The 18,257-nt window shown below is 54.1% G+C and carries 12 protein-coding genes and 2 tRNA genes; 2 read left to right on the top strand and 12 right to left on the bottom strand.

The annotated features are described in order from the left end of the window. Positions 1-11 precede the first annotated feature (11 nt). Positions 12-1,826 (bottom strand): extracellular solute-binding protein, encoded by a 1,815-nt coding sequence (locus BGP77_RS10460; RefSeq protein ID WP_108164681.1) that lies wholly within the window; start codon positions 1,824-1,826, stop codon positions 12-14. 38 nt (positions 1,827-1,864) lie between these two features. Next, entirely contained in the window at positions 1,865-2,290 is a 426-nt protein-coding gene (locus tag BGP77_RS10455; protein ID WP_199224254.1) for a YbaN family protein, read from the bottom strand. A 217-nt stretch (positions 2,291-2,507) separates the two neighbouring features. Between BGP77_RS10455 and BGP77_RS10450 the strand changes: the two genes are divergently transcribed. Together BGP77_RS10450 and BGP77_RS10445 are read left to right on the top strand one after the other, a co-directional pair. Continuing rightward, positions 2,508-2,583: transfer RNA gene (locus tag BGP77_RS10450), tRNA-Glu, on the top strand. Between the two features lie 122 nt (positions 2,584-2,705). Next, positions 2,706-2,780, top strand: a tRNA-Gly gene (locus tag BGP77_RS10445). Positions 2,781-3,075: 295 nt separating this feature from the next. Here BGP77_RS10445 and BGP77_RS10440 read toward each other — a convergent pair. From BGP77_RS10440 to pgl, 10 genes are all read right to left on the bottom strand, one after another. Then, on the bottom strand, positions 3,076-4,077 hold the full coding sequence (locus tag BGP77_RS10440) for an AraC family transcriptional regulator (protein ID WP_108164680.1): 1,002 nt from the start codon (positions 4,075-4,077) through the stop codon (positions 3,076-3,078). A gap of 168 nt (positions 4,078-4,245) precedes the next feature. Beyond that, on the bottom strand, positions 4,246-5,829 hold the full coding sequence (locus BGP77_RS10435; protein WP_146171233.1) for a hypothetical protein: 1,584 nt from the start codon (positions 5,827-5,829) through the stop codon (positions 4,246-4,248). A 77-nt stretch (positions 5,830-5,906) separates the two neighbouring features. Next, positions 5,907-7,577: a hypothetical protein gene (locus BGP77_RS10430; RefSeq protein ID WP_146171232.1), complete on the bottom strand. Its 1,671-nt coding sequence runs from the start codon at positions 7,575-7,577 to the stop codon at positions 5,907-5,909. A 213-nt stretch (positions 7,578-7,790) separates the two neighbouring features. After that, complete coding sequence (locus BGP77_RS10425) at positions 7,791-9,074, bottom strand: DUF4032 domain-containing protein (protein WP_108164677.1); 1,284 nt, start codon at positions 9,072-9,074, stop codon at positions 7,791-7,793. A gap of 114 nt (positions 9,075-9,188) precedes the next feature. Then, entirely contained in the window at positions 9,189-10,283 is a 1,095-nt protein-coding gene (locus BGP77_RS10420) for an ABC transporter ATP-binding protein (RefSeq protein ID WP_108164676.1), read from the bottom strand. A 266-nt stretch (positions 10,284-10,549) separates the two neighbouring features. Next, positions 10,550-13,756, bottom strand: a complete 3,207-nt coding sequence (locus tag BGP77_RS10415) for a glycoside hydrolase family 15 protein (protein WP_108164675.1) — start codon at positions 13,754-13,756, stop codon at positions 10,550-10,552. A gap of 122 nt (positions 13,757-13,878) precedes the next feature. Then, positions 13,879-14,508: a bifunctional 4-hydroxy-2-oxoglutarate aldolase/2-dehydro-3-deoxy-phosphogluconate aldolase gene (locus BGP77_RS10410; protein ID WP_108164674.1), complete on the bottom strand. Its 630-nt coding sequence runs from the start codon at positions 14,506-14,508 to the stop codon at positions 13,879-13,881. 32 nt (positions 14,509-14,540) lie between these two features. Then, a complete protein-coding gene (gene glk, locus BGP77_RS10405) occupies positions 14,541-15,545 on the bottom strand; it encodes a glucokinase (RefSeq protein ID WP_108164673.1) in 1,005 nt (334 codons plus the stop codon). A gap of 2 nt (positions 15,546-15,547) precedes the next feature. Next, entirely contained in the window at positions 15,548-17,374 is a 1,827-nt protein-coding gene (edd, locus tag BGP77_RS10400) for a phosphogluconate dehydratase (RefSeq protein WP_108164672.1), read from the bottom strand. A gap of 107 nt (positions 17,375-17,481) precedes the next feature. Beyond that, positions 17,482-18,174, bottom strand: a complete 693-nt coding sequence (gene pgl, locus BGP77_RS10395; protein ID WP_108164671.1) for a 6-phosphogluconolactonase — start codon at positions 18,172-18,174, stop codon at positions 17,482-17,484. Positions 18,175-18,257: the final 83 nt, after the last annotated feature.

The following is an 18,257-nucleotide window of genomic DNA, read 5'->3' as shown; positions in this document are numbered from 1 at the left end:
GATCAGCTTACTCAACGGCCATTGCGCTCCGGTAAGGTTTGCGCAGCCTGGGCATCGTACCACCAGGATGAACTGCCCAGAGAGTAGCGCGGTATGCGATCCGGACGGCCAAATTTATGCCAGTAAGACACCCAGTATTCACTGTTGTGCCACTGCGGCACGGCGTAATAACGCCACAACAAAACCCGATCCAATGCCCGGCCATAAGCCAGCAACAGCTCATCATCCTGCTGGTTATCGACAACGCCTTGAATGAGCGCATCAATCACCGGGTCCTGAGTGCCGACCATGTTATAGCTGGAATCCAGATAGCCACTGCCCCACTGAATCTGGAGGTTATCGTTGGGATAGGCATAGCCGAAGAAAGAGCGCGATACCATATCGAAATCACGTTCACGCAAACGATTAACATACTGAGTGGTATCGACCGTTCGAATGGTCATGTTAATGCCGGCTTTGGCCAGATTTTCTTTAAACGGAATGGCAATGCGTTCGTTATCCGGCCGATAAAGTAGCAACTCAAAACTCAAAGGTTCACTGGTTTCAACATTCACCATCTGACCATCGCGACTTTCGTAACCCGCTTCACGCAACAAGGTTAACGCCTGCCTCAGTTGCGGGCGGATATTACCGCTGCCATCGGTCTGCACGTTGGTGTAGGGCTCGGTAAACACCTCATCGGGAATCTGGCCACGGAATTCTTCCAAAATAGCCAGCTCCTGCCCTTGCGGCAGTCCGGTTGCCATGTATTCGGTGTTCTGAAAATAACTGTGGGTGCGACTGTAATAACCATAGAGCAGGTTATCGTTGGCCCATTCAAAGTCGAATAACTGATTGATCGCCATCCTCACCCGCCGGTCTTCGAATACCGGGCGCTGAATATTGAACACAAAGCCCTGCATACCGGTAGGAACTTCGTGAGGAATACTCTCTTTAACGATGTAGCCGGCGTCAAAGTTAGTGCCGGTGTACTGGGTCGCCCATTTACGCGCCGATGACTCCGTTCGATAGTCGTACTCGCCTTTTTTGAAGGCTTCCAATAACACAGTGTCATCCAGGTAGTAGTCAACACGTTCGCGTTCGATATTAAGTAACCCCAGCTGGGTAGGATGATTGATTGCCCAGTAATCTTCTATTCGTTCATAGACGACATATTGCCCCATCTCGTATTCGCTGATGGTGTAGGCACCACTGCCCAGCGGCACGTTTTCAAACGGCTCGGCAAAATCGCGATCGGCAAAATCGTGTTCCGGGAAAACCGGCAGGCCAGCCAGACCAACCAGATTCGACTTACTCGGTGCCGGCAGGTCAAATCGAACCCGCTGTGCGTCCAAAACCTCAACTGTCACGCCATCATAGATGGTGCGAAATTGCGGTACGCCATCGGTCATCAAAAGATTGAAGGTAAAGGCCACATCCGATGCTTCGATCGGACTGCCATCCTGAAAAGTGGCAGCGGGGTTCAGATGAAAGATAATCCAGTCATTGCTTGCCGGGTATTCAACCTGTTCAGCGATCAGCCCGTAATAGACTCCGACTTCATCACTGTTACCGACCATTAAAGAGTCAAAGAGATAGGATTCGATACTCGCAGGCGTCGTTCCACGCAGCGCAAAGCGATTGAAGTTATCGAAAGTACCGCGAGCGCCATAAGTGGCCGACCCGGTTCGGGGAGCATCCGGATTCACATAGCCCCAATGCTCAAACCCTTCCTGGTATTTGGGCTCGCCACGCTCGGCAATGTAATAGGAAACAGTGACGTCTTCCTCGGCCACAGCCGGAAACACCAGGCACGCAGTAACCACAGCCGCAATACAGGCTCTCATGATGACTCCCTCACAAATTGAATGATGTGATGTTCTTATTAGGATGGCCGACGCTGTACGACAGCAGACTTCACCTCAGCCTGGCGTTGCGACAGCGGTACCGTCGACAAACGACCGATACCTACCGTACAAGCGATCCAAAAACAGACCAGCATGACTTTCAATGGCCAGGGATCGACAACCGTAATGGACACACCGAAGGTTATGGCCACTACCAACAAGGCGGTTCGTTTGGAACGTTTTTCGATATAGCGCTCGCGTTGCCAGTTGTCGATCAAGGGTCCAAACACTCTAGAAGATAACAACCAACGGTGGAAGCGTGGCGAAGTGCGGGCAAAACAAAAGGCAGCCAACAACATAAAAGGTGTGGTTGGTAACACCGGCAACACCACACCCAAGGTTCCCAGACCGACACACACCCAGCCGGCGGAAAAAATTAACCAACGAAACAACCAACGATGCATGGACCCCGATCCTCTAAACCGCCAGCACACCGAACACTGGACAGGATATCAACCATAGCAAAGCCCGCCAGCAGGCGGTACACCGGGGCTGGTAAAGCACGCCAAAACAGGTGTAACACACTGATTTAGATAATTTTTTTAGAAAAAGCCTTGCAAAGGTCAAAACCGATGGTAAGATGCGCCCCGCTTTCGACGAAATCGCCGAAGCTTTCTGAAGGTCCCGTTCGTCTAGTGGCCTAGGACACCGCCCTTTCACGGCGGTAACAGGGGTTCGAGTCCCCTACGGGACGCCACTTCAGATTAGAATTTGCGGGAATAGCTCAGTGGTAGAGCACAACCTTGACCGAGGTTGGGGCCGGGCGGGTAGCCTCGCGAGTTCGGTTCGACGCAGTCGAACTCAATCACAACCAGTTATGCGGGAATAGCTCAGTGGTAGAGCACAACCTTGCCAAGGTTGGGGTCGCGAGTTCGAATCTCGTTTCCCGCTCCAAAAATCAGCGGCAAATCACAACGGTCGCGAGCTGGAGCGCCAGCCCGGTCGAATCTCGTTTCCCGCTCCAACATTCAATAAAACCCGGACTTGTTCCGGGTTTTGTGTTTTCAGGGGATCGATCAGCGGCAAATCACAAAGGTCGCGAGCTGGAGCGCCAGCCCGGTCGAATCTCATTCCCCGCTCCAACATTCAATGAAACCCGGACCTGTTACGGGTTTTGTGTTTTCAAGGGATCGATCAGCGGCCACTTACAAAGGTCGCGAGCTGGAAAGCCCCGCTTTCTCACCGCACCTCATTCCCAGCGACGACGCGCCTTATAAAAGGCGCTGACATCCATGAAACCCAATTTATCAGCCAATTGAGACGCTGGCAGACCGCGTAGCCGCTTGAAACATCGCTTGCGGGCATCATCCAGCAATTGGGAATAGCGAACGCCTTCATTTGCCAACTTTCGCACCAGCGTCGAACGGCTCATGCACAATTCACGAGCCAGGTTTGTCTGATTCCCATACCGAGACAGGTTTTTGTCCAGTAATTGCTGAACGCGGCCACTTAAAGTCTGTTGCTGGGCAATCTGACTGCGCAAACCGGCAGCCCGTTGGGACAGAATTTTAAACAGATAGGGGTGCTCTCCGCCCTGGACCGGTGTGGCAAAGACCGAGCTGGGAACAATGAGGGCATTGCGATCGGTATTGTAACGAATGGGCACCTGGAAACAGCGGTCGACCGCCGTGTGATAATTGGCTTTGGGGTAGGCAAATTCCACGGCGACCAGTGGTAAGGGCTGCTGACAAAGATGACACCCCCAGTGATACAAAGCAGCCATGCTACGTTCTACCGCGCAGCGGGGATAATCCATCGTTGAGACAAAACGAAAGCTAAGCACGGTGCGCTCGCCTTCTACCTCTACCTTCCAGGTATCAGCTGGATTTACCAACAAAATGTTCTCAAGGTATGTTTCCAGCACTTCTCCCAGATTCCGGCAGGATTGCATCAGATAGCTGGGCAACCCTTTAGCATCGGGCGCCACCCGAGCACCAAATTCCACCCCAACCGCCGGGCAAAACGGACTGTCGCTGGCTTGTTGCCACAACCAAACCAGCCAAGCTTCCGGATAGCGCTTCTCGAGTAACTCACTGATATCGGCATTGCTTTGCAACTGTTCCACGTCATTCATCAACGGCGGATAGAGATGTTGCAATGCGCTGTGGTTAAGAATGTTCAGTCGCAGCAATTCCCGGGCAAGATCGACCACGGCAATCGCTGATACACTGGGTTGTGCATCCGGTGACATATCCTTGCCTCCGTTCTGGCGCGTTGTCTGTTGCTAATTTGCGTCAGAAATCGGGAAGAGGCAATGAGCGATGGTGAGATACCAATGAGAACGGTCCGGGCGGGAGGTCAGGATGCGACCTGGTGCAAATAATACAGCCACCCCGCCAGACCATTGAACTTCAAACCTCTACGACTGTCGGGTGCCCTGAGGTACGGACACTTTGCTTATGGCCGACTCGTCTTGATCCACCCTTTCAACGTCTGCCAGTTTCGACAACTCAGTGGGGTCCAGCACAAGCTCGGCAAGTAATACCTTATTATTCAGGTCATCAAGATTACGCAGCCGCGCACTAAAATCGCGCAGCTCATGCAGGCTTCGCGTTGTGGTTTTCCAATCGACCAACTCACCCATACGGTATTCTTGAGCATCAAAACGGCTTTCAAAAGTTCGGCTTTGCGTGCCGTACACATCGCCATCCAGCAAACCGGTCATAGTGCGAATCTCGGCACGCTCACTCAGCTCATAGTATTGATAATTCTGGTTCTGAAAATCGACAAAGTCCCAATGATCCAAAGGCTCAAAATAGCCAGCGTCCAACTCCCAGATCTGACGTTGGTCGATTTGTCGGTTCAAACTGCCGTCCTGCTTGAAAACAGTTTCCTGCGCCAGTGTCAGTGAAACAGTCTCCACCTGATCCTGGCGTACTGGGTGCGTATTCTGCCGGACTGTACGTCCTTCAAAATGAACAAAGAAATCAGGCAGGCCTGACATCATCATCGATTCAGCAGCCGTCAGTTCCTGCTGGTTGACCGTTTCGTCAACGAGACCGTACAACATGTCAAAAGCATCCAACAGCAACGCCTTTTGGTCGCCACTGCCTTGGGCCCGGTCCAACCCTTCACGCAGAATTTGCCGATAATGCGCTAAAGCTGCTTGACGGCGTGTTCCTTCAGCCGAACCAGTAAGCCCCGTTTTATCTACCGATAATTCAATATGATTACCGAAAAATTCAACATCGATATTCCGCCTCTGATCGGTTTCCGTCATGGACAAATCAAGGCCAGGCTTTCGTCCATCGTCAATCGACAATTTGAGTTCCAAGATGCCGGACATATCGTCCAAACCCAACTTTGCCAGAGATACACCTCCGCCACTAAAGTATTCGTTTGCCAAACGGTTTAAACCAATTGCCAGACTGTCGAGCTCTTGCTTTTCTTTCTGAGATAGCTTGCCATCCAGTTGAAACTCTACGGATAACGTCTGAAATTGAACACCAGATTCAATGCCATCATGGCCATAACCAGACTCGCGCCGGATAACAAAGGTGAGCGTATCACCACTGTCAGTGGTTAGGCTCAGCTCAATTTCAGAACTGGGATCGTTATGATCAACTACGAATTTAGCGGGATCGATCGGCGAGGAATTTTCATTGAGCGTTGAATAGCGATATTGCGTTGCACTTTGCGTGACTGATGTTTCGTTATTATCCAAAAAATGAGACAAACTCAGCGGAACATCTCGCATCATCTCAAAGTGTTCGTTTTGAGCAACACGGTTGGTCAGTTGTTCGGTAATATAACGCGGTGCATCCAGGTGTTTTACCGATACATCTTTCACATGGCGTGGTTCACTATAAACCGAAGAGAGCGGCCCTCCACCGTGAATAATGACCTTCGGTGGTTCGCCTTCACCATAGTTTTTCAGTGAAGGCATTTCAGTAAGAATCATCGTACCGTGAAAAGGTCTTCCCGGACCTAAAATACCGTTCATAATCCCCTCCCATTCACCACGCTGGAATAGGCACACCCGAACCTAAGCAGCAGCCTCTCAATCAGCTGCCCCTCAGATCATGCTTTAACACTGGCCGCTTCATTAGCAAAAACCACGGGTTCTTCACCACGCAGATAATCCGGAGCCTTATTCGGGTCGTTCTCCGTTATTTTCTCATCAGAATATTTATACATAGCGTCCATGTTGAGTATTAAATCATCCAACATTGCCACTTCTGGTTCGGCAAACTTATCGTCATAGAGCGCTAACAAATTGGTTTTATCCGAATATTGATTGGTGATGGTATTCCACTCGAGCAAGACGTTATCCTTGTACACCAACTGTTCCAGCTTGGCATCCAACTCAACGCTCCTGTCAGCTTTAACCAGTACACCATTGCGCCGTTCCAGTTCTGTCCGAGATGCTGCTTGTTCCTGCAGTTCGTAGTATCGATAGTTTTGATCGTTACTGCTGAAATCGACCATGGACTTACCTTCTGCCGGCTTAAAGTAAGTCCCTCTTAATTTCCAAAACTGATTCTGGTCAATATCAAGATCACCATTGGCATATTGATGTATTTCGGTCTCTTGAGAGAAATCCAGACTAAAGCGCGCACTCTGTTCTTCACGCCCTTCTTCCGGGTTGCGCATACCGACTCGGCTTAAGTACGAAATCCGGAAGTCAGCAACCGAGGTCAACATAGCGGCTTCGTCTTCACTCAGCTTCAAACCCGGTTTGGGCTCTTCAAGTTCGCCATGCAATGCATCAAAGGCCGCCAGCAACAACTTACGGTCTTCCTCACTACCGTTGGCACGACCTACACCATCAACCAATTGTTGACGATATTGCGCCAGTGCCGCCTCACGGCGCTCTGTGTCATAACCATCCACCAAGCCTAATTTATCAAGGGTTGCGGTGACCTTGTTACCATTGGCCACCGATTCAATATGACGGGCGTTTGGACCATCGGAGAACTTCAGGCGAAGTCCGTAGTCAACGTCATCATGATTTGGCAGGGCAAATGGCGGTGTGATTTCTGTCAGACCACCATCGAGCGACAACGACAGCTCAGCCACTTCATTTAAGCTACCGAGATCAAGTGAATCCAAGTCCAGCTCGCCGGTTGCAAAATAGTTGTTGGCCAAGGCATTTATTTTATCGGACAACGCCAGCAGTTCGTTTTTCTCGCTTTGCGACAGTCGCCCATCCAACTCGTAATCAACGGAGACATTTTCATATCCAACAGCGGCGTATCGCGGCGTACTGCCCAGGCCTTTTTCGTAATGAAGGTTAAAGGTGATCGTATCGCCACTTTTAGTCTTCAAGCTGAACGACAATTCACTCTCGGCGTGGACAGTGTGTTTCTCAAGCTCACTGAAATCCGGCTCAACCCATTTGCCACCGGTATTTTGATAGGTATAACGATCCAGTTGTTGATGTACTGAGTTCTGGTCGTCTTGGAGAAACGTGGTAAGACTCTGTGCCAGGTTGTTAATGCCAGGTCCTTTGTCCATGGCCTTCGACATTCGCTCAGCCAGTCCCGGCAGATTTTGATCATCTCCGCTCAGGAAACTCTGCTGCTTGGGCGGGCCGTATATATTCGCCTCGGGCAGACCGCCCAGCTGAATATTGACCATGGGAGAGACCCGGTTCTGACTTTCCTTGCTGCCCAATCCACCCACGGGTATTTCAACGGTAATTTTGGGAACAACACTGGCCGAAAGGTACGTATTTGATATCGCTGCCATGATTCACCTCTACAGAAATCCCTCTGTTGCAAACGATAACGACCCTGGCTTTAAAAGCTTTAATCAAACAGGCGCACATGCGCCCCTTTGGTATTAAAGGGCAATCCACACCGCCGACAAAAAAGCCAGACCGACTGGTCTGGCTTAGGGTTCCATTATTGCAAAACACTGGCAGGGAGAGGTTTCCCTCTCCAGTGCTTCAGGCTCACGACGCTACTTTTGCGAGGAGACAAAAGGATCGGTGTCGATTTCAACATCGCCTGCCTGACGGCGTTTGAGGACCGTGTTGATATACGAATCAATGGCGGCCTTCTGACCGACATCCTTGCCCGAGGCTTCGCTTAAATACCAACGATGCTCCAAGATTTCGTGAAAAATCTCTGCATCGTCAAGCTTACCTTTCATGTCCGCAGGAATGGGTTCTATCGTTGGATTAAAAACTTCAGACAACCAACGATACGCAGCCACGGGCTCGGGAATATCCCGGCCATCGACTTCACTCAGATGGGCTTTGTAGCGACTGAGATCATTGAGTAACCGGCGCGCCTGGTTTTCCTGAACCTGCAACCCGGTGAGACTATTTAAGCGACGGCGATGGTGCCAATGTTCGACGACACGCGGAACCATACGCACGCGCTGGCCGTTATCGACAGTGGTAATCTCCATCTCTTCAACATCAAACCCCAGATCATTGAGCCGGCGTATGCGCTGCTCCATCAGATACTGGTCTTCCGGATCAAAGACTTCATCCTGTGTCAGCTCGGCCCAGAGTTTCGAATAGCGCTCCACCAATGCCTGAGCCAGATCGATCGGGTCTTGCCCTTTGGGCAACGTACCGGCCGCTTCCAGATCCATCAGCTCACCACCAATGTTGGTTTCCGCCAATTCCAGATCGTATTCACGACGACCTTCGGACAGCTTGTCGCGCATTTCACCGGTTTCAGCGTCGACCAGATAAGCCGCCATCAAGCCTGCATCACGACGGAACAGGGTGTTCGACAAGGAACAGTCACCCCAATAAAAACCCGACAGATGCAAACGCACCAACAGCTCGGCCAATGCATCCAGCATCTGACTCAGCTGCTCGGCTGAAATGCCTTGTTGAATGATGATGCGGTATGGCAAAGCCCCGTCGAGATAATGCGTCACCAATAATCCACGATTGGCCATATCGACCGGCTCACCGACCAGATCAAAACGAGCCCGCGCTTCGGCCACGTCTTCATCGCGATTGGTCACCAAACCCACGGCTTCGACCACCGGCAAACCCAGCTCCTGCAGTTCACGCAGCAGTTTGTATTCTTTACGCGCAACCGGCGTCATCAGCTCCTTCAGTGCGTAGACCTGATTGTTATGGCTAACAAAGCGCACTACATTGCGGTGAATACCCCGCGCGACCTCAACGAAGAGTTCCGGTGGCCACTGGGTTAAGTGCTTGGACCAGGGGTAACGCAGGTCGGTAATGTAATGGCTGGGTGAGGCGATCTGGATCTTCATCGGACACCTTCAAAAGCTGCTTGAACACGACTATAGCGAAAACAGAGACGAGCGCGAGCGATAAAAAAAGCCGGCGCGAAGCCGGCTTTTCTGTCGACTGAAAAAGCGGTCGACTTACAGGCGATTAGTGGTCTCGGCGTCGAACACGTGCAGGCGATCAACGTTAACTTCCAGCGCCACTTCTTCGCCCACTTTCGGTACTTTGTGGACGTCCATCTTAGCGAGAATCTTCTTCTCTTCGTTCGGCATTTTGATGTGGACAACCACTTCGTGACCCAGGGTCTCGATGATCTCCACCTTGCCTTTCAGCGGCGCAGTATTGGTCCAGTCCTGCTCGTCAGACGAGGCAATATGCTCTGGACGGATACCGACGACGACGTTTTTACCTTTACGCTCAATGATGCCGTCTTTCCACTCGGCCGGCGTTTTGAAGGTCAGATCCGGGTGCACCAGCTCGCTGCCGTCATCAGAGACTTTGAACGTCAGGATGTTCATGTTCGGCGTACCGATGAACTGAGCGACAAAGACGTTTTGCGGGGTGTCATACAGGTCCAGCGGCGTGCCGACCTGACGCAGGTTACCGTCGTGCAATACCGCAATACGGTCACCCATGGTCATGGCTTCAACCTGATCGTGGGTCACGTAAACCGAGGTAATACCCAAACGCTTCTGCAGGTTGGCGATCTCAGCGCGCATGTGAACCCGCAGCTCGGCGTCCAAGTTGGACAGCGGCTCATCGAACAGGAACACAGACGGTTTACGAACGATGGCACGACCCAGTGCCACACGCTGACGCTGACCACCGGACAGTGCTTTCGGTTTGCGGTCCAGCAACGGAGTCAGGCCCAGGGTTTCGGCGGCTTCGTTGACCAAACGGTCGATCTCGTCCTTCGGCATTTTGCGCAGACGCAGACCAAAGGCGATGTTTTCGAAGACCGACATGTGCGGGTACAGAGCGTAGCTCTGGAACACCATCGCCACGTCGCGGTCTTTGGGGTGGATGTTGTTAACGACGCGGTCGCCGATGTACAGCTTGCCGTCGGTGATTTCTTCCAGGCCAGCGATCATACGCAGGGTGGTGGATTTACCACAGCCAGAAGGGCCAACCAAAACCATGAACTCTTTATCTTGGATTTCCAGGTTCAGGCTCTTGATGACGCTCACGTCTTCGTAGTTCTTGCCTACGTTCTCAAAAGTAATACTAGCCATCAGCTTTCACTCGTTTCTTGTCGTTATACAAGCACCGTTTCGCTTGTGCAGCGAAACCCCGACTGGACTCGACTTAAGTCCCTGGCCAACAACACCAGATCACCTACCTTGCCGACCCCATTCCAGACCGGAATGTAATTTTCTTTCACCACTTTTGTGGCTGCCGATCAAACTGGGCTCATCTTGACGTAATAATACTACCAAATGCAAGCCCGGATCGTTGCCCAGCGCCGTAAAGATGCGCCAAACGCCCATATCACGCGGCTTTAGCCTGATGCGCCGGTGTCGTCCGTGGCTTGCATCAAGTAAGTCAGCGCTTCCAAAATCCGGGTTTTCACCCGCGTCGGCGGGTTCTGGTAGAAGGCTTGCCAGGCCTGACCACGAAACTGGTTGTAATTTTCTTTCTGGGCGGGGAACTGAGCGATCCAGTTGAGGCGAACCGCATGAGAGATAATGACATCGAGCACGACATAGTCATCGACTTCCATCGCTGGGTTGGCCCGGGCAAAAGCCAGTAACCCCAGCAAGGCTTCTATGCTCAGCTGGCGATAGGCCGGACTGGGAATCTGGTCGAGCATGCGCTCCACTAACTGCGCAAACTGCGGTTCCCCTGCAGTCATCTGGTCGAGCACCCGAGCCGACTCCAAGCGCGACCGGGGGTCAAAGCGATCACCGACGACCACCCCCCGGCACTGCTCCAGTAACGCCCAAAGCCCGGGATGAAAATCCTCCGGCAGACGCGGCATCACGCCTTGCTGTTCGCGCCACTGATACCAGTTGCGCGCCTCTCCCAACTCCGCCTTGCTGTCGTCCTCTTCCGCGACTGGGTTTAGCTGCGCGGGTTCAGTGCGCATCTGCAACGACTCCTGGGCAAACAAACGACCCACTTCCCGCGAATAGCTGCCCAGAATGGCGCGAATCCGTTGTTGGATGTCATAAGGACTCAACGACGCCAGCCGCTCAAATGCCTGGTCCGGCTTGAGATCGTCGCTTTGCGCCAACTGGCCCATAATCAGCATCGCCAGGTGACCGGGGCGCAGCGTCATCATGCCCTGAAACAGATCCGGCTCACCGCGCATGATGGTCGACAGGATGACCAGTATTTCCTGGTTCAACACCGCTTCGCGCCGATCCTGACCGCAGTTACGATTGATCAGCTTCAAGGTTTCCTTGTTCGACAGCGGCTCACGAATGGTGCCTTGATCGGAATACGCCCGACCAACAATGATGATGCGTTGTCGCGCCAGCACTTCGGCTACCGCATCTTCCAGTCCGCCCCAGTATTTGCCAAGCACACCCGCCGCATTGCGAATAACGCTCCACAAGTAAGCCTCACTGGCGCGGCGATAGACCTCTTCGAGTAACACTTTAACCGTGACCCGAGGCGCAATGCCCGGGTCAAAATCCAGACCGTGAGCGTCAGCCAGGTCGCTGAGAATATCGATTTGCTCATACAGATTGACCGACGCCTGCAGCCGTTGCACTTTCCTGTCCAGGCTTTCGGTCGGCTCCAGCAAGCTGAGCATCGACGCTTGCAACGGCGTACAGTGCGCCAGATCGACCTGCAACCATTGCTTGCGAACTCGACGCGACAACGCCATCGCCGCAGGCACCTGGTAATCATTGAGTTCTTCAATGCGCTCAACACCGACTTCGTTGAGCAACTCACTCATTGGCCCGGTGCTGACGGCAACGTCACCGCATTCGCCCGCCATCAACTCACGAATCAGTTCATAGAGTGCGTCTTTGTCGGGCGCGTTGAGCATCGGCTCGGACAAAAAAATCATCATCAGCGGGCGCGCCGGCTGGTCCCAGTGCCGACTGACGTAACTGAGTTCCGCTTTAATTTTCTCGCACAGCAAACGGTTGTCTGACGCCAGGTAAAAGGTATCGCGGTTCTGAAACTGCGGCAGAAAAACGCAGCTTTCACCGTTGAGTTCATACAGCTGAGCGGTCGACAAGGAACGCGGTCGGCGCTGCGGTCGACCGGTCAAACCCAATTCGCGATTCTGTCCAATGATGTTAAATACCCGCGCCAACTCCAGCGGCGGTAAGGCTCTTACCGGTTCCAGATCGTCAACGGTTTCGCTGAACAAGCCGGCCTGTTTCAATGTCGCACGAACCTGATCGTTTTCAGCGAGCAGGCCAACCACCACCGGCGTTTTATGTTTGTCGCCGACGCGGCGGTGAGCGTTGAGTGGATCGATATCGCGGCGCTCGATGTAACCACCATCCAGCAGGCAACCGAGGGTGTACAACGACTGCGCCCAGATTAACGGCACGTTGTTATTCGCCTGGCGCGGCTGACTGCCGGGTTCGGCTTTTTCGGCCTCAATGTGATCAGCGGGCACGAAATAGAGTTCGGGTAACAGCCACTGGCCATTGTGCTCAACGCGCAAACTGTCCAGTCGCTGGCGGTAATCGGTGGCCAGTTCGGTGTCGCCATCGAACAACGCATTGAGATAACAATAGGTATAAAACAGCGGCCATTCCGATTCGATGTGCTCAAAATTGCGCAGCTCATGCGCTTCGTAATGCAGACGATGCGGATCTTCCAGCACCGTCTGATGGCCATCGAGTAAAAACCGTTTGCAGCCGTATCGCCCCGCCAATTTACTCAAAATGCGCTCGCGGGTTTTTTTGACCAGCGATGCCTTTTCCACTGCGAACGCCGGATAACCGATGATCGACAAATCTGCGGCATCGACTTCCTTCGACATCGACTCACGCGGCAGCAGGTTTTCCAAGGTGGTACGGCAGCGTGCAACTTCATCGGACACCACATGAATAACGCCCGCCTGACCACCGCCCTCCCCAAAGAGGTTAACGCCACGCATCGACTGCAACGCGGCTTTCACCATTCCGACCGAAGACGCATTGATCTCAACCCGGCCGTTATTGATTTTATTACCGCGCTCCCAGATGCCGTAATCCGGTGTGCGATAACCACGCCCGATATACCAAACCAGATTCTGTACGAAATTCACCTCGGCGACGGTCTGTACCAGACGCAACCCCGAACGCGTCATACGCGCCAGCATCAGCAGATACAATGACGTCGCGTCGAGTTGCAGGTGACCCCATTTGTCATCATCCACCACCACCTGACCAGAATGAGTGGCGTACTTGGCGTGCAGTGCATCGAGCGGATTTTGGGTGTACTTGAAGCGCTCAACCTTATGCGCCTGACGGGTCATCGACTGCAACAGTCCGCGCATCAGGCGGGTCACGCAATCAGCCAGATAAGCCGTGCGCTCCGGGTCTTCGCCGCTGCGCCGATAGGCCAGCCATAATCCCCAAACGGCTTGAATGGAATAGACGTTATCGCGCACCCAGGCGTCGGTGTAGTCGCCGTGACCGTTCACATCGGTGCTGGCTGGAAACAAGCCGGTGGTGGCATCCTGACGACTCAGGATGGTGCTATCGACCGCCTCGAACCAGGCGTTCAGACTGTCAGGACCGGGGTTGGGCATGAATCGTTGCCTAAAGAACGCGCCCGGCCAGAACCGGGCGACGTCGGGAATCGAAGAATTGTTATTGTACTAAGGCTGTTCAACAAGCCAACTGCCTGATCAAGACCAGGCAGGCGGCCGGATTAACCGGCCAGTTCGCAGGCTTCGCGCGCCAGTTGCTCGATGCGACCCCAATTGCCCTGGTTCAGCGCATCGGCCGGCACAATCCAGGAACCGCCGACACAGGCCACATTGCCCAGCGCCAGGTAGTCGCGGAAGTCCTTAACCGAAATGCCGCCGGTCGGGCAGAAACGCACATCCGGGAAGGGACCGGCAAAGGCCTTCAGCGCCGAGACGCCACCCGAGGCTGCTGCCGGGAAGAATTTAAAATGGGTGTAGCCCAGTTCCATACCCTGCATCATTTCCGACACGCTGGCGACTGCCGGCAAAAACGGCATGGATGTTTGCAAACCGGCATCGAGCAACCGCGGTGTTGCACCCGGGCTGATGGCAAAATCGGCGCCGACGTCTTCGAGTTGCTTTAGCTGCTCAACCCGAGTCACGGTACCGGCACCCACAATAACGCCCTCAACTTTTTTCATTTCGGCGATGACATCAATGGCCGCTTCGGTGCGCAAGGTCACCTCCAACACTTTTAGACCACCGGCTTTCAACGCCTCTGCTAAAGGACGCGCATCTTCAACACGTTGAACGGCCAACACCGGCATCACCGGGTAGGCTTGTTGCAGGATTTCGTTGACGGAATAGCTCATTGCTCTCTCTCCAAGAAGGCGTTTGCCTCACCTCAGTGGGTGTTAAGGCGATGGTTCAGAACGGCCGCTGCACCGAGCAAGCCAGGTTGTTTGGACACCACCACGTAGGTGGGCACGTGTTCGACAAAACCGCGCAATCGCGCCTTGGCTTCAAAGCGGGCACGGAACTGACTGCTTTGAAAGTAATCGAGGAAACGCGGCACGATACCGCCGGCGATATAAAGGCCACCTTTCGCGCCCAGCATCAAAGCCGCATCGCCCGCGTACGAGCCAAGAATGGCGCAAAAACGGGCCAGGGCTTCTTCGCATTGCGGATCAGCACGGTCCAACGCCCGCTGGGAAATATCGGCTGCTTTCAGACTTTGCGGTGCCACTTCCTGACGGTCGCACAGCGCCTGATAGATGTTTTCCAGGCCCATGCCAGACAGCAAACGTTCTACCGACACCCGTTCGTATTTAGTCAGCAGGAATTTCAGAATGTCGATTTCAACCGCGTCGGTCGGTGCAAAATGCGCGTGACCGCCTTCGGTTTCCAACGTCACCGGACCGGCGCTACTAAACGCCAGCCCCGCCAGACCTAATCCGGTGCCCGGTCCGGTTACAGCCATCGGCCAACCAGGCACAGCCTCACCGGGGCCGACTTTAACCACACCGTCGCTGCCCAGATGCGGAATGGCGTTGGCCAGCGCGTTGTAATCGTTGATGAACTTAAGCGACGTCAGGCCAATATCCGACTGCAATTCCTGCACACTGAACGACCAGGTGTGGTTGGTCATGGTGATGCGGTCCTTATCGGTCGGACAGGCAATGGCCATCACCGCATGTTCCGGACGCTCATAGTCGGCCGCCGGGCCGGTCAGGTAAGCACGAATGGCATCGGCAATGGTGTCGTACTCAGCGCCATTCAATGCGGCCACGGCCACCAGATCCTGCTCCGCCAGTTGCGGGCCTTCGGCCGGGTCAAAACTCAGCAACGGCGCCAATGCAAAGCGAGCGTTGGTGCCGCCGATATCGGCGATTAAACCGTATTGGGCCATGCTCAGTCCTCGAAATCTTCAAAGCGGAAGATGGTGGCGCCTTCTTCAGCGGAGTTCACAGCCGCACGCATCGGCGCGAACAACTCACGACCCACGCCAAATTCATTGCCTTTCAGGTCAGCGATAACCGGAGAACGCTTTGCCCATTCCTGAGCATCGACGCGCACTTCAACGGTGCCCGCTTCGGCATCCAGACGAATGATGTCGCCGGCTTTGACCTTCGCCAGCGGACCACCGTCACTCGCCTCCGGCGACATATGAATCGCCGCCGGTACCTTACCAGACGCGCCACTCATACGACCGTCGGTAACCAGCGCCACCTTGTGACCACGATCGAGCAATACGCCCAACGGCGGCGTCAGCTTGTGCAGCTCCGGCATACCATTGGCTTTCGGGCCCTGGAAACGAACCACGACCACACAGTCACGATCCAACTCGCCGGATTTAAAGGCTTCCTGCAAATCGTGCTGGCTTTCAAACACCACGGCGGGACCTTCGATGATGCGGTGGTCCTGACTCACTGCCGACACCTTGATCACGCCCGTACCCAGGTTACCTTTCAAGACCTGCAAACCACCTTGGGGACTGAACGGATTGCTCGCCGGACGGACGATGTCTTCATCCAGTGACTGCTGGGTGCCAGGTCGGAATTCAACCTCGTCACCGTCCATAAACGGCTCTTGAGTGTAACCGTCCAAACCGGTGCCAAAGATGGTTTTAACGTCACTGTGCAGCAAACCGTCACCGAGCAATTCACCCATGACATAACCCAGACCACCGGCGGCGTGGAAATGGTTCACGTCCGCCATACCGTTGGGGTAGACGTGTGCCAGAGTGGGCACGATTTTGGACAGGTCGGAAAAATCTTCCCACTTCAATATGATGCCCGCCGCGCGCGCCATGGCGATCAAGTGGATGGTCAGGTTGGTGGAACCACCCGTCGACAGCAAACCAACGATGCCGTTGACAAAGGCTTTTTCATCGAGCACCTCAGAGATCGGCGTGTACTGACCATTCTGTTTGGTCAGACGAATGGCCTGCTGAGCGGCCTCACGAGTCAGCGCATCACGCATCGCATTTTCAGGGTTTACAAAACTGGAGCCTGGCAGATGCAACCCCATAAATTCCATCAGCATCTGGTTGGTGTTGGCAGTGCCATAGAAGGTACAGGTACCGGCGCTGTGGTAAGAATCTGACTCGGCCTGCAGCAGCTCATCGCGACCGACTTTGCCCTGAGCGTATTCCTGACGAATGCGCGCTTTTTCTTTATTGGGCAAACCGGACGGCATGGGACCGGCCGGCACAAAAACGGAAGGCAGATAGCCAAAACGCAGCGCGCCGATGACCAGGCCGGGTACGATCTTATCGCACACGCCCAGATAGAGCGCGGCATCGAACATGTTGTGCGACAGCGCCACACCCGTGGCCATCGCGATGTTATCGCGACTGAACAAACTCAGTTCCATGCCCGGCTGACCTTGAGTCACGCCGTCACACATGGCTGGAACGCCCCCCGCGACCTGAGCAGTACAGCCCATTTCGCGAGCGGCTTGCTTGATGATATTCGGGAAACGCTCATACGGGTGATGCGCGCTCAACATATCGTTGTACGCAGTCACGATGCCCAGGTTAGCCTGGTTCATCAGCTTGATGGTGTTCTTCTCATCGTCCGAGCAGGCCGCAAAACCATGCGCCAGGTTGCCGCAGCTTAATTGACGACGATCGGGAATCTGTTCACCGGCATCGCGCATCCGCTCCAGATAGCGACGGCGCGAGGGTCCACTGCGCTCGATGATGCGGTTGGTGACGTCTTGCAAGGTGGTGTTCATTTAAATCTACCCTCTTTAAAAAACGGGAGACGCTTAACGAAAGACGCTGGACGCCGGGTTACCGCCGCTAACTGGCGTCTCCCGTCAAGCGTCGAGCGTCTCGCTGCTTATTCAGCCCAATAGACCGACACTGGCGTCAATGTCTGCTTCAGCACCGAACGCACCGGCAGATCCACTACCGGGCCATCGCCCAGCGCGGCGTCCAGTACCGGTTTTTTACCCGCACCGGTTAAGTGCAGCACGATCCAGTCGCTGTGCAGAATGCGCTTCAGGGTCAACGTCATACGGGCGTGCGGCGCGGTTTTTGGCACCACGCCACAGCAATCAATGTGGTTGTGGGTATCCAGTGCTTTGTTCAGTGTGTCAGCACCGGGGAAAAACGAGGCGGTATGGCCGTCTTCACCCATGCCCAGCAAAGTCACCGTCAGTTGCTCCGGCAAGGCCGCCAGGGTTTTGTTCAGACTGGCTTCGGCTTCGAATGGCGTGGTGTGCTCAGACTTGTGGGCAATAAAACGCGCCGCGACAGCGTTGTTTTGCAGCAAGTGAGTGCGCACCAACTTTTCATTGCTGTCGTCGTCACTGGGATCAACCCAGCGCTCATCGACCAGAGTAATGGTCACCTTCGACCAATCCAGGTCAGCGACGCTCAGCGCTTTAAACAGATCCACTGGCGTGCGACCACCAGAAACCGCCAGACCGGCTTCGCCGGTGTCGCTAATGGCAGCGGCCAGGCGTTCGATAATGTCACCGGCCAATTGTTCGGTCAGCGCATCGCGGCTGTCGAAATCGAGTTGTTGCATTGGGATATCCTTCGGCTAACGGGAGACGCTTAATACGGGAGACGTCTAACGGAAGACGCTTGACGCCGGGTTACCGGCAATCT

The organism is Saccharospirillum sp. MSK14-1, from assembly GCF_003054965.1.
Taxonomy (GTDB): Bacteria; Pseudomonadota; Gammaproteobacteria; order Pseudomonadales; family Natronospirillaceae; genus Saccharospirillum.
The sequence above is the reverse complement of the archived record's forward strand: the minus strand, read 5'-3'. Positions and strand labels throughout refer to the sequence as shown.